Raw genomic sequence first — 13,257 nt, 5'->3', positions numbered from 1 at the left:
TTATCCCCTTTTGGTTAGTAAGTGCCATAACTCTCTTGCCCAAAGAACCAGTGAGGAAAGAACCACTATTATCACCCAGTCTATAAGTTTCATTGGAGTACAGTTAAAGAAATCATAAAGGACTTCAACTATCACTATCTGCCCAATGAAAATAATAGCGACAATAGTAAAGAACTCTTTGCTCATCTTAAGTTGGAAGAAACTTTTTCCTGTTTCAAATGAACGGGTATTGAACATATACCAAAGGTGCGTCCACACAAAAATTGAAAACAATAGAGTCTGTTCGTATGGTGACAATCCATTGGCTTCACCGAGCTTGCAATGCAACAGGTCTGTCATTTGCGTGATTTCAGTGTGCTGGAATATATAAAGGAACACAACAAGCAGCAAGAAGAAAAATCCGCCAACACCGAGAATGTCTTTCATCATAGGTTTGGTAAGGATGAAGGCTTTACGGTCACGAGGTTTGTCTTTCATTACAGATTGTGAAGGTGGTAATGAGGCAAGAGCCATAGCACCGAATGTATCCATTATCAAGTTCACCCACAGCATTTGCGTCACGGTCAACGGAGATTCTGTTCCCATGAATGCACCCACCAACACGATAAAACATGCAGCCACATTGACCGTGAGTTGGAACAATAAAAAACGCTGAATGTTTTGATAAAGCGAACGCCCCCACATTACTGCACGACAAATACTGCTGAATGAATTATCTATAATGGTAATGTCCGAGGCTTCTTTGGCTACGGAAGTGCCGTCACCCATTGACAAGCCCACATGAGCCGCCTTGAGTGCAGGAGCATCATTCGTACCGTCACCTGTTACTGCTACCACTTGATTGTTTCTTTGTAAGGATTCAACCAGACGTTTCTTATCCAATGGACGGGCACGAGCGATAATCTTCAATCCAAGCACTTTCTTATCAAGTTCGTCATCTGAAAGTTTCTCAAACTCCGCTCCTGTTATTATTGCACTGTCACTATCCTTTTTAGTCCATAATCCGATTTGCCGCCCTATTTCTTTGGCTGTTCCGGGAGTATCTCCTGTTACGATTTTTACATTAATGCCTGCGGCCATACACTTTTGCACGGCTGCTGGAACATCTTTACGGACAGGGTCGGCAATGGCAACAATCCCCATGAAAGTAAGGTTATCAGCAACCACTTTACCGTCTGCGATAGCCATATCACTGTCATTCAATACTTGGTATGCAAAACCTAAAGTACGCATTGCACGATTTTGATAGTCCGTCAGTTGTCTGTCAATATCGGCAATATTCACATTCTTGTCGATTTGCTTGCAAAGGGAGCGGATTATTTCGGGAGCACCTTTAACATAGAGGATTTTCTTTCCTTCCAGTTGGGCAGAGTCAACAACTGTCGCCATATATTTCCTTTCCGTCGAGAAAGGCAATTCTTCCACTACATTGGCATCTTCTTTCAGATTGCGGTAATCAATGCCATTATTTCTAAGCCATAAAAGCAATGCCCCCTCTGTGGGATTGCCCAATACCACAGGCTTGTCAGGATTACTTAAATCCAATGATGCCGTAGAATTAAGCGCAATGCCCTCTTTTATTAAACGGCTTGTTTCATCTGTCCCCAATGCCTGATTAGCCAAACCGTAGAATTGAGCTTCCTCAACGCTCATCTGATTTTGGGTCAGTGTTCCGGTTTTATCCGTGCAAATTACAGTTGTGGCTCCCATCGTTTCACATGCGTGCATCTTGCGTACAAGATTGTTAGTTTTCAACATCCTACGCATACTATATGCAAGGCTCAAGGTTACAGCCATAGGCAATCCTTCGGGCACAGCAACGACAATTAGAGTGACGGCTATCATTAACGTCTGGAGTACATATGCCGTAATATGTGCCCATTCCATTGAATTGTCTCCCAAAAAGTAAATCAACAAACGACCGATAACTACTAATGCAGCAAATCCATAGCTTAATTTGGTTATCAGGTCACTTAACCCATCCAATTGTTCGTTGAGTGGTGTCTTTACACTGTCATCAATTTGCGCGGCTACGAAAACCTTGCCGTTTTCTGTTTTATCCCCGACCGCAGTCACACGGAATATACCATGCCCCTCCATCACCTTAGTTCCTTTAAGAACGTGATTGGTAGGATATGTCGCATCTGGGTCAAAATCCTTTTCGTCAACGCTCTTATGGCACATCGGTTCTCCCGTAAGCGTGGATTCATCTACATTCAGACTGACACATTCCAGCAGTTCACCATCTGCAGGAACTTCTGCACCAGTATTAATGATGACAACATCCCCAACAACCACATCTTTCTTGGGAATTTGAGTTGCATTGCAGTTTCGTATGACTTCAACCAGTTCGTCATCATTCACTTGGTTTAATATGGCAAACTCCTTATCCGCCTTTAATTCAAAATAGAAAGCCAACCCGGTAGCAAGTAAAATTGCCACAAAAATGCCAATGGGTTCAAAGAACACAGTAAAACCTTCATTGAGCCCGAAATACTCGTAAAATGAAATTCCAATGGACAAAACGCCCGCTATCATCAGGATGATGATAAGTGGGTCTGTGAACTTCTCCAAAAATTGTTTCCATAACGGTTCTTTCTCTGGTGGAGTAAGGATGTTTACTCCATACTTTTTACGGCTCTCCAAGACTTCTGCATCTGTCAAGCCAATGTAATGCTTTTTCTGTTGCATATACTGAAAAACTTATTGATTAATAATTATTTGCCAAATAGGACTTTAAGTAGAGCTTTTCCCAATTTACGCTCCAATCCAGCCTTGGATGTTGGTATTCCGGTTTGACGGGCAAATTTCTGTTTTGCCTGTGTTATGCCCAGCGCACGTTTCCAAGAAAAACTTACTCCCGGTATTCTTACGATTTTCTTCCTTGCCATATTATTAGTTCCGATTTATCCAGTTTGGTTGATACAGTCAATGTTTTCACAAAACAACTAATATCAAAAGCGTAAAAAAGATACATACAATCAACGAAGTGTCAAGTTGCAAACGTTGCCCCATTTGTATTTTGGGAATAAAGCCTAAGATATTCTGCAATCTCATGAATATTCTTTCTGTTATGCCAAAAGCCTTTTGATATTTAGGGAATAGCTGTTGCTTAAAGGGTGCTATTTTCCAATAAAGTACGAGCATAACCAGAAATATGGCACACAATAATTTCAGTCCGATAATCCAATTACCTCTTGTCAACGTACCTAATAAAATTAATGCAATACCAATTAGCAGAGCGATTGATTTTTTCATTTTGCTTTATATCTATTGCTTCGTGATTTTATAAATGATTATTATCGTTCTAATTGTTAACAAGTTGAACAACAATGAGTCGTCCTCCCTGTCCTTTGTCAAGCAATATCTGCCTTCCTTCTGTTAGCGGCACATATTCGCCTATAGCGATAGGCTTCTTCTCTGTAACATCCATCATGTCAGGAAGATTGCGATTTATCAGAATCCACTGATTATTGAAGAAATGAAAATCCCCAACAGGCTTTTTGTCAGCTTCAGATGTCCGTTCACTTGGAGATACTAAATTATTTGCGTGCCATTTGTACAGAGTTTGCTTGTCATATACCATCAAACGATAATTTTCCGATATGAATTTGCCATGTGAGGGAGCATAATAAAAATTCAATATCGGCAATTGTCCGTGATATGGCTGGCCACAAAACGGGCATTTAGGCTTGGTAGTGTTGTCAAATACAAACCACTTGGCTTCACAATTAGGATTCTGGCATGGCTGTACCAAATCGGTTGTCTTGACTAAGGCATCTTCCCATTCCGCTGCACTCGGACGCTTTGACGGGTCGTGCAAACCTTCTACGAAAGCACGGTCAAACAATTTCTTCAGATACGGGCCACAAATAGTATATGGCATCTTTGCAGGGTCGCCTTGTGGCAACTCGGCAGGGGATAGTTGCTGGGCTTTAACCCTATTGGACTTGTCTGTTGGATTCTCAATAAACAAGGCTTTTGCACCCATAGACAATTCCTCATCACGTCCACTGTCATTGACATCATTCACCTTGCCGCCTCTTAACGGATGCCTATTAAGCAGGTACATATATATCAGGACAGCTAATGCATGACGGTCTGTATAGATACTCGGTAGTTTCCGTTGTTTATCATCTAATGCAAGATGCTTGGTCTCAATGACTTCAGGGGCAATGAAATCTGGTGTACCTATAACCTCAGGAGGAAATTTGCCCGGAACTACTAAACTGTCATCATCAATGATACATGCACTTCCTGTAATCGGGTCAACCAGTATGTTCTTGTAAGACAAATCCGAATGTGCCAATCCTGCCGCATGGAGTCGTCGGACAGCACGTGCAATCTTGATACACATATGAAGGTTAGTCAGCCAATTTCCTTTTTGGTCAGCAGGCAAAAATTTGTTACGCAATTTAGCGGAAGCAAACCATTTTCCCTCTTTTTCTTTACCTTTAAATGGTCCTGAAGAAAAGAAGAACCTTTTGTCATAAAATGGCATTATGATGCCTGTCTTTCCATTCCATTCTACCATTTTTGTAGGCCATGCAAACAGATTTTTCCAATAATTCCCCTCTGGAGTATCGAAAATCCGCTGGCGATAGATACCAACAATATTGGTGATACGCTCTCTGTCATTAGCATTGATTGGCTTGCGATAGAAAGCGACAACATAGGTTTTGTCAGGACTAAAATAAACATCCTTAACCCCACCTTGAGCTTTTATTTCATCATAAAACTCAACGATACTTCCGTCATTTGCTGTCAGAGTTATTTTATTTGCCATTATGCTTTACGTTTAATACAATATTGCAATGGTTCTATCGTCATGGTTTCCCGGTGACCAAAAGTCCAACCAATTCAACAACTGATTTGCAGCTTCCTCATTATCATCCGTTAATTCCACTCCATTCTCTTTAAGGTCAGCCCATAATTCATTCCACTTATCATAAGACTTCAGATTAGCGTCGGTTTCAAACTTGGGGTCGCTAACGCCATCCGTCATAAGGAATAAAGCTGTAAAGTCCGGAACAATCCGGCAATTCATTCTTTGGTAGAATTTATTGGAATCCGAAAATATCTCAGGCATTGTAAGGAAACGTGTTTGCCCGGCATATTCACCCTCATCAGGCATACCGAGCATCATCGCAGTTTCATTATCTTGGTTGTAAAGACATATTGCCCCATCGCCGACCCAGAATGAGGCAACAAACCAACCAAAATCATATTTTTTGCAGATAGCCAGTAACAATGTTGTAGAGTATTCCTTGGTCTTGCGACCTTTTGGTTGAGCCTCTGCCGCTATTGCCTTATGCGCTTTTAAGGCGGCATTACCTACGATTTTGTATATATCCGCACTAATAGCTTTACCTGCCGCTTCCGATTTTTGGTCAAGATGATAGAGATTGATGTCATCATCAAAATTTTCAGAATCAGCCAATTGTTCTTTACAATGCTCAACTGCTACATTGCAAGCTATTCTTGAACCTTCACGGGAATAGGGTGCAGACCCCGCTCCATCGGCCACGGCAATGACATACCAATTCGTTTTTTCGTCATGATACAAACGGAAATCGTCATCACGTGGCTTACCTTCTTGTGCATGTGAACGGCCTCTTTTGCTTGCAGCCACAATATCTTTTTGCGGAGTTCCATCGGAAAGTGCAGCAACTTTTACATATTCTTTTGCCGTATTATCTTTCGGATACTCTATATCTTCGGGCACAGGAATATCTTTCCATAAATCCCTTGGGTCTGGATTGATGATAATTTGTAACATACGTTCCAGATAAGGACGCTCAACAGATAAACCACGATATTTGTATCTTAACGTGACATCAAAAGTTCCGCTTTCTTTGGGAGTTCCACTTATCTTAAAAGATTTGCCATCCTCCTGCTTCTCAATTATAAGCCCTTGCACTTCTTCTGTGAGACCTGATAATGTTATGTCGGTCATTTCTTCGCACGGTATTGATACAATCGCATTATACGGCTTTCTGATAGACGCATTAGGTATAACGATAGGCAGTTCTTTTACCTTGTTCTCTATCACAACAATTTCATTCATAAGATATTCATTATATTCAGCCCACAGCTTGTTAGCATAATATTTGATGAAGCCACTCATGCGTTCATCAGATTCTCCATTGCTTAGGAGGTCTATTGCTTTTTCTATGTTCATAATCAACCTCTTCCCCGTGTTATATCCAAACCGCCATCACCAATAGCTCCTAATGAGCCTTCCATTCCACACCACGGACAAGCGGTAGTTTGACCGTCTGAACACATAATGTTGCCACATTCGCATACGACTACGCCGAATTGATTGCCACAACAAGGACAAGTGGGTACTCCTATCAAAGACATGGTGTTGATGTTGCGGTTGGACTTGCCATCGCTTAATTCTTCATAAGCCTTATCGTCAATTGGATAAGCCCCCACAAGTTTGTAGTCTATTCCTTTTACGTCAAGTTGCTCTAATCCGGGTATTTTACCTACTCGCTTGGCGTATTTGATAAGATATTCCTTTTTTGTATTTGAACATTTGCCGAGCAGTACGACAAAGTTCTCATCCACAGTGCAGTCTTTAGTCGTATCCACCTTTTCAAGGTCAATTCCCGATGTGGAAGCAAGTTGGATTTCATCAGTTCCCATATCGGTAACAGAAACACTTGTTGACTTGATTGAAGCCGTAACCCATTTGAAAAAGGCCTTGAAGGATTGTTCCCCTGTATCATTCAATCTCAACACATTGTCTGAGATTTTTCCAAGCATTTTAGTATCAGTATTGTCACCGATTGAAATACAAACCAAATTCGCTTTTCTCTTATAATGTGCGTTCCATCGGTTGAAGGCTTGCTGTGGATTGTCGGTTGGCATCCCGTCAGTAAAAAGGAAAATGATAGGCTTCCAATCGCCTTTCATTTCAACAGTTGTTTTCTTTACGGACTTGTCAATATCGTTCATCAGGCAGTCCAAAGCAGTGCCTAACGATGTTCCTCCGCCTATAGGAAACTGCGGTGGATAGAACTTGTACAACTCAGTTAAAGGAGACAAGACCTTTTCCTTTCCTGCAAAAACGATGACAGACACAAATACTGTTTCAAGAGCATACGGGTCAGTCCTTAGCTCTTGTATGATATTCCTCATGCCTTTCTCTACCTGAATGATTGGTTCTCCAACCATTGATTCTGAAACATCAATCAGAAAATATATCGGTAATCTTCTCATAAACAATTATATTACTATATTCACTTCCGCAGGTGGTCCTGGCAATTCCAAAGAATCCGTTGTTCCCACACTTTTTCCTCCTACACCTATAACATCAGAAACCCACACAAAGAATTTCTTAAACGATGTGGCATCCATTGTATCAAGTGTAAACACTTGGTCTGTGAGCTTTTTTAGCGGTTCTATCTTTGCTTTGGGACCGGCTGCACAAGCGATTATACTTGCAAAATTTTTATTTTTTACTTTGGGGATGATATTCTCATAAACCTGAATGTCGGAAGGCTTGCCATCTGTTAACACGAAGAGTAATGGACGCCAATCGCCTTTTTGTTCAGGTGTACCCTTTTGAACTTCAACTTCAATCCGATTGCAAAGCATTTCCAATGCCTTTCCAAGAAATGTCGGGCCTGAATCCGGCGTGATGATATTGGGTATCTGTAAATCGGCAAGTTCGGTCAAAGGTAAAATCTGATTTACTTCCCTGTCAAAAGTTATTATGCTTATACAAACAGTTTCCAACGCATACGGGTCTTGACGGAGAGTTGCAATCATATCAGACAAGCCAACCTTGACACTTTCTATCGGTTCACCCTTCATAGACCCGCTGGTATCAATCAAAATATATACAGGTAAATGTCTCATTCTTGATAAACTTTATAGCATAAGTGGCACAAACTGTTTCGTGCCACTTTGCTTTGTTTCTTTACACAACGATATTTACTTCTGGAGGTGGAGGAGGTAGCTCGCTCATCGATGCAACATCGCCGTGAGTATCCTCAACTTTTTGGCTGCCTGTACTGATGCTTGCGCTTACCCATTTGAAGAACGCCTTAATTGTTGCGCTGTCGGCTGTATCAAGCTGAACGACATTTTCTGTAATCTTCTTTAACGTATTCGTGTTAGCACCTTGCCCTGCGGCACAAGCTACGACCATACCGAATTTTCTTTTCTTGAACTCGTCAAGCCCCTTCTGCAAATCATCTGTAGGTTCGCCATCTGTCATAAGAAAAACCAAAGGCTTCCAATCTCCTTTGACTTCTTGTGTGGTTTTGACAATTTCGGTATCAACCTTTTGTGCAAGCAAGGTCAGTGCTTCGCCCAAAGCAGTACATCCGCTTGCTTCAATTTGGGGTTGTTGAAAAGCCGACAATTCTGTAAGAGGTGTTACCTGTTGAGCCACAGAATTGAAAGTTATGATACTAATATATGCTGTTTCAAGGGCATAAGGGTCTCCTCGTAAGGTTGAAATAAGTGTCTGGACTCCATTTTTGACCGCCTCTATCGGTTCCCCGTACATAGAGCCAGATGTATCCAATAACAAGTAAACGGGTAATCTTCTCATAAATATTTTTGTTTGACAGTTTGTAAAGTGCTTTCGAAATCTCTATCTCTTGTCGGTTCACCAATGGCGTTGAATTTCCATTCCCCATTACGTTTATAGAAAATTCCCATTACCATTGATACACTCCCCGCAAAAGTTGGGTCATTCGCAATATCATAAGTAGCAAATACTTCCCGTACCTTTGTAGGAGTTCCTTCATAAATTCTAATAGACGCAAAAGGAATTAGTTTAAAATCTTGACCACGAAAGCTGTTCAATACAAAGGCAATCTTATCTGTTCGTGGATTAACTTTGTGCAAATCAACAGTTATAACTTCATTGTCCAACCCATCGTCTCCATCCATATCTCCTGTTAAATCATCGCCACTATGTTTGATTGCCCCATCATTAGAAGCGAGATGTCTAAACCAAACTTTGTCAATGATATTACCTTGAGCATCAAACTGAGCACAACTGGCATCTAAATCTACCGCTTCAGTTGTAGTAAAACCCAACCAATTCTTTTTCTTAATTGCACCCCAATTGACACCTACACAGATGCTTTGTAGCTTCGCACCATTATCTTTTTCAAGATTAATGCGTTGTCCTTTTTCTAATCGTATTGCCATAAAATATTTTCTTTATAAATTATTCAACATTAGTCCTTGCTTCCTGGCGAGTAGTTAAATCCCCATCCATACATCATGTCACAATCCTTATGTCCATCATGGAACGTAATCAGTCTTTTAACCGTAATGGAATCATCACCACCAAAATCCAATTGAGCTATGGCGCAGAATGTTTTATTTGAAAATTGTTTTCCCATTTCAACGATTACATCTTCATGCCCTGGTACTTTAATCGTAACAACGGCATTTGTTTCAGACCATTTTGCCACGCCTTCATATATGAAAGTATAGACGATTATACGCTTTATCACATTGACCCCCTTAGGGTTTACATAGATTGTTTCCCCAGAAGAAGAGCTACCACCTCTGTCATCACCTTGATGCCAAATGTAAGGCGCGTAATCGTAACATCCCTGCCTTGTTTGCTGATGGCGGTTTCCTCCTCTGTTATGAGAGAATTGCAATCCATCAATCAACATTTTCTTTCCATCCCGAAGCTCATAAAAGCATCCGAGGTCAAGGTCTATGGGCTTTCCAAAAATTTGTTTCATCAAACTTCCCTTACTCCAATTGAGATTTATAATGATTTCTCCCATAGAGGAAGCCCCACCTTTTTCAAGGTTTATGCGATGTTGGTCGCCACTTTTTTCAAGAACTATAGCCATAGAAATGAAGTTATCTGTATTTTTCAACTAATTCCTCAAGACCGCCATGATGCCCAATGCCTGTCGCTTGAATTTTCCATTCCCCTTTGTAGCGATATAACCTGCAAAATTCAATGGAAGCACATATTGAGAAATCCTCATTTAGATCATATCTGAAGTCTTCCTGACCTTCGGTTTCTTGCCCCTGCTTATAAAGACGGACATAAGCACGTTCTACCTGACCAAAGTTTTGTTTACGGTTTTGGTAGTCATATATGCTTACTGTGATTACAATTTCTTGAATGTCATTTGACACTTTTGATAAATCTATATCCATAATTTCATCATCGCCATCTTCTGAGGTAGAACCATCTTGGTCATCTATTGACCCTATAACTGAAAATTCCGGTGAAACGGGTCTTGTCTCCTCTTTCCAATGCATATCAGCCGAATGATAGCAGCCTTGAGTATCAGTATAAGGTGGATATTTACTTGCAGAAAAAGGTTCGAACCGTGTCAAATTAGATGGCAGAACTCTATGTTCACTATTATAATATACCAAGAAATCATCATTGAGTATTTTCTTATTGGCTCCAATCATGAATGCAGACACATCAAGGTCAAATGGATATGGTGATGCCCCTTCATTCACGTCCCATCCAAGCCCAACATGAAAAATATTCATGTTGAGCACGTGATTCTGTCCTTTTACAAGATTTATAGGCATGGTTTATTGATATTTGTTGACCAATGCTTGCAATCCACCTTTGTTACCTATACCCATAGCTTCGAACTTCCATTCTCCGCCACGGCGATACAAACGCCCGAACTCAACGGCTGTTTCAATAGAGAAATCCTCGTCCAAATCATAGCGTGCTATTTCTTCGTTGGTGATTGAATTGTAGATGCGGATGTAAGAGTTTCTAACCTGCCCAAAATTCTGTTTCCTTTCGTCTGCCTTATAAATTGTAGCAACAAACAGAATCTCCTGAATGGAAGGGTCAACTTTTTGCAGGTCAACATTCAATGTTTCATCATCCCCTCCGTCACTATTGCCTCCAGTAGTGTCATCACCTGTAGATTCCACCGCTCCGTCTGGAGATTTCGGATTATTGTAGAATATGAAATAATTGTCATTGGGAATTTTCTTGTTGCTTCCCAACATAAATGCAGAGGCATCCAAATCGAAATCAAAACCTGTACCTTCATTCGGGTCCCATCCGAGACCTACACTAACTTTAGATAGACCTATGCCTATCCGCTGTCCTTTTTCCAATGTAATTGCCATAATCGTATTTGCTTAAATTTTTACGCAAAATTAGGCAATAAGTATTTGATTTACAGAAATCTGCAATATTACACCCGATAAAGGAAAAAATCGTCTGCAAAAAGTTGCAAGGTTATAAGGCCAATACCCGGCTCCAAAAAGCAGAATCCTCAAAACGGCAAATTTGCTTTGCTTGCATATCGTAACATAGACACAGTTCCGGAGGAATGGCTACACAGTAATTGCCAAAAAGATTTCGTTGAACCAAGTAGTCATCGGCATTGCTTAATAATTCTCCGATTTGGCGAATTTGTTGTTTAATCAAACTTAACATTGGCAACCTGTTTTCCGAAAGATATATTTTCGGTGCACGAGATTTATCGCCGCCAAAACCTTCATAAATCATCTCATACTTTAGCTGTATGAGTTGCATACGGTGGTCAAATCTTTTTAGAGCTTTTACATTTTCTGGTTTACTGAAATTTATTCCACCACTTCCTGATTCCAACAAAAATAAGGCATACAAGGCTTTCTCTCTTCTATGAAGTTTTGATAACTTTATTTCGGCCTCAGGCAAGAGAATCTCTCCATGAAGCAGGTCTATAACAACACTGCTTCTGACGCCTTTTCTATCTGTAAATATGTCAAATACCTGCTTGTAGTAACCGCGATAAACAAATCTTTCCTTACCTTCAAAAGAAGGATTCAATACTCTTGGCTTATACAATTTCATGAACAAGTCTGTAAAATCCCTTGCTATATTGAGAGCGTCCTTTTCGAGAGTTATCGAAAGAAAATTTGAGTATATCTTACCTTCAACAAGCGAATCGTTTATACACAAAAGCATCGACGGTAACGATTCGTTCAAGTCTTTGAGATTCATTTTCCCGACAATGCCTTCCTTGCAGAAATCAGAAGTATTCAACGAGGTTAACTGCCGTATCATATCTCCCATCTGTTTTTCTGAAATTTTAGGATACAGAAATGAAAGCAATGATAATAATTTGCTTTGTGGCAATGACTTATAATGCTCGCATACCTTTGGGAGATAGACAAAATTCAAACCTATCAATCGGAATTCATTGGATATTTCCCTGTAAGCATCAGAGATTTCTTTATTTGCCTCCTTGTAATATTCCCCTTCAATATAAAGTATCTGTGATTTTTCGGCTAACGTGTTATTGGGTAAAACTGTCGAATATATTTCAGCTTGTGTGAAATATTTTTCAGACAAACAAGCTATGATGGCAAGTACAATAAGCCCCTCTTCTCGACTAAAAGCGTTGTCTGACAAGGCCAAATTGTAAAAATCTCCAATAATGTCATGGATTAGACCTGGAGATAAATTCTTTAACAGGCAAACAGCATCGGACAAAGTCATGGAATCGCCCATAGCTTCATCATCTTTCGTTATGCGGTACTTGTCTTTGATTCCATCCAAGTAATCAATTTCTCGTAAGTCGATAATAGAATCAGCTTTCACAATGTCTGAAACTATCCGCATAATACCAGCACGTTCATTCTGCTTCATTGCCGAGTCAAAGTGCGGACTTGATTCCCGGCAAGCCTGCTGTTACACAAAAAGATTTAGACAAAAGAAAAGCGTGGGAATCATGCTTGTTACTCGTCCCACACATAGAGGCTCTGGCATCGCCCTGTTAGTCGAAACGAGCAACGCCGAAGCCCACGCCGATATGTATATAAACGAATATGATGCAAACAACCGACAAGGTCTGCCTGCATACAATCAATCGGATATAACATACCCATGGACATCTACCGTTGCTTTGAATTTGACTAACAATTCGAAACTGCCAGATTTCTATGTGTCAAGAACAAAGCGTCAAGTAAACGCCTTCACATTTTGTCTGTCCTCAATCCCGACCCATCATAGCCCACTGTTATCCATTTAGGGGGATGACAGCCCGGCGTGAGCAGCCTTTCTATACACAACCTCTTTTGAAAGGATGAGCTTAGAAAGAAGTCGAGGACTGTTGCAAAGATAACCAATTGCGTCTTAAATCAAGAAAGAAATATGAAAAAGTTTATTATTGCAGAGCGAGATTGTTTTATTAAGACCAACGGGATGATATGCCTCCACACTACTTAAAGTAGTATGGGAGCAAGCCGTTTCGGTATGCCCGAAACACAAACTTGCTCCTATCA

At 40.5% G+C, this 13,257-nt stretch carries 13 protein-coding genes; all 13 read right to left on the bottom strand.

Annotated elements, in window-relative coordinates:
• The 13 genes from L0M98_RS03720 to L0M98_RS03660 all read right to left on the bottom strand — a co-directional run bounded on the left by L0M98_RS03720 (position 1) and on the right by L0M98_RS03660 (position 12,622).
• Positions 1-2,691, bottom strand: coding sequence for a calcium-translocating P-type ATPase, PMCA-type (locus L0M98_RS03720; RefSeq protein WP_004289464.1), 2,691 nt, complete (start codon positions 2,689-2,691; stop codon positions 1-3).
• A 26-nt stretch (positions 2,692-2,717) separates the two neighbouring features.
• Positions 2,718-2,891 (bottom strand): hypothetical protein, encoded by a 174-nt coding sequence (locus tag L0M98_RS03715; protein ID WP_004289463.1) that lies wholly within the window; start codon positions 2,889-2,891, stop codon positions 2,718-2,720.
• 46 nt (positions 2,892-2,937) lie between these two features.
• On the bottom strand, positions 2,938-3,258 hold the full coding sequence (locus L0M98_RS03710) for a hypothetical protein (protein WP_004289462.1): 321 nt from the start codon (positions 3,256-3,258) through the stop codon (positions 2,938-2,940).
• A gap of 49 nt (positions 3,259-3,307) precedes the next feature.
• Entirely contained in the window at positions 3,308-4,786 is a 1,479-nt protein-coding gene (locus L0M98_RS03705) for a helix-hairpin-helix domain-containing protein (protein WP_004289461.1), read from the bottom strand.
• 12 nt (positions 4,787-4,798) lie between these two features.
• Entirely contained in the window at positions 4,799-6,181 is a 1,383-nt protein-coding gene (locus L0M98_RS03700; protein ID WP_004289460.1) for a PP2C family serine/threonine-protein phosphatase, read from the bottom strand.
• A 2-nt stretch (positions 6,182-6,183) separates the two neighbouring features.
• On the bottom strand, positions 6,184-7,230 hold the full coding sequence (locus tag L0M98_RS03695; protein WP_032597359.1) for a TerY-C metal binding domain-containing protein: 1,047 nt from the start codon (positions 7,228-7,230) through the stop codon (positions 6,184-6,186).
• A gap of 6 nt (positions 7,231-7,236) precedes the next feature.
• Entirely contained in the window at positions 7,237-7,872 is a 636-nt protein-coding gene (locus tag L0M98_RS03690; RefSeq protein WP_032597360.1) for a vWA domain-containing protein, read from the bottom strand.
• 61 nt (positions 7,873-7,933) lie between these two features.
• Positions 7,934-8,572, bottom strand: coding sequence for a vWA domain-containing protein (locus L0M98_RS03685; RefSeq protein ID WP_004289457.1), 639 nt, complete (start codon positions 8,570-8,572; stop codon positions 7,934-7,936).
• Complete coding sequence (locus tag L0M98_RS03680) at positions 8,569-9,180, bottom strand: TerD family protein (protein WP_004289456.1); 612 nt, start codon at positions 9,178-9,180, stop codon at positions 8,569-8,571. The genes L0M98_RS03685 and L0M98_RS03680 overlap by 4 nt, the downstream gene beginning before the upstream one ends.
• Positions 9,181-9,209: 29 nt before the next feature.
• Complete coding sequence (locus L0M98_RS03675; RefSeq protein ID WP_004289455.1) at positions 9,210-9,845, bottom strand: hypothetical protein; 636 nt, start codon at positions 9,843-9,845, stop codon at positions 9,210-9,212.
• A 10-nt stretch (positions 9,846-9,855) separates the two neighbouring features.
• Positions 9,856-10,551 (bottom strand): TerD family protein, encoded by a 696-nt coding sequence (locus tag L0M98_RS03670; RefSeq protein ID WP_004289454.1) that lies wholly within the window; start codon positions 10,549-10,551, stop codon positions 9,856-9,858.
• 3 nt (positions 10,552-10,554) lie between these two features.
• Positions 10,555-11,112, bottom strand: a complete 558-nt coding sequence (locus L0M98_RS03665) for a TerD family protein (protein ID WP_004289453.1) — start codon at positions 11,110-11,112, stop codon at positions 10,555-10,557.
• A 112-nt stretch (positions 11,113-11,224) separates the two neighbouring features.
• Positions 11,225-12,622 carry a hypothetical protein gene (locus L0M98_RS03660; protein WP_004289452.1) on the bottom strand — a complete coding sequence of 466 codons (1,398 nt, stop codon included), beginning with the start codon at positions 12,620-12,622 and terminating at the stop codon, positions 11,225-11,227.
• Positions 12,623-13,257 lie beyond the last annotated feature (635 nt).

Origin of the sequence: Butyricimonas sp. DFI.6.44, from assembly GCF_022132345.1 — a bacterium.
GTDB classification, from domain to species: Bacteria; Bacteroidota; Bacteroidia; order Bacteroidales; family Marinifilaceae; genus Butyricimonas; species Butyricimonas muris.
This window is presented reverse-complemented; position numbering and strand designations above follow the sequence as displayed.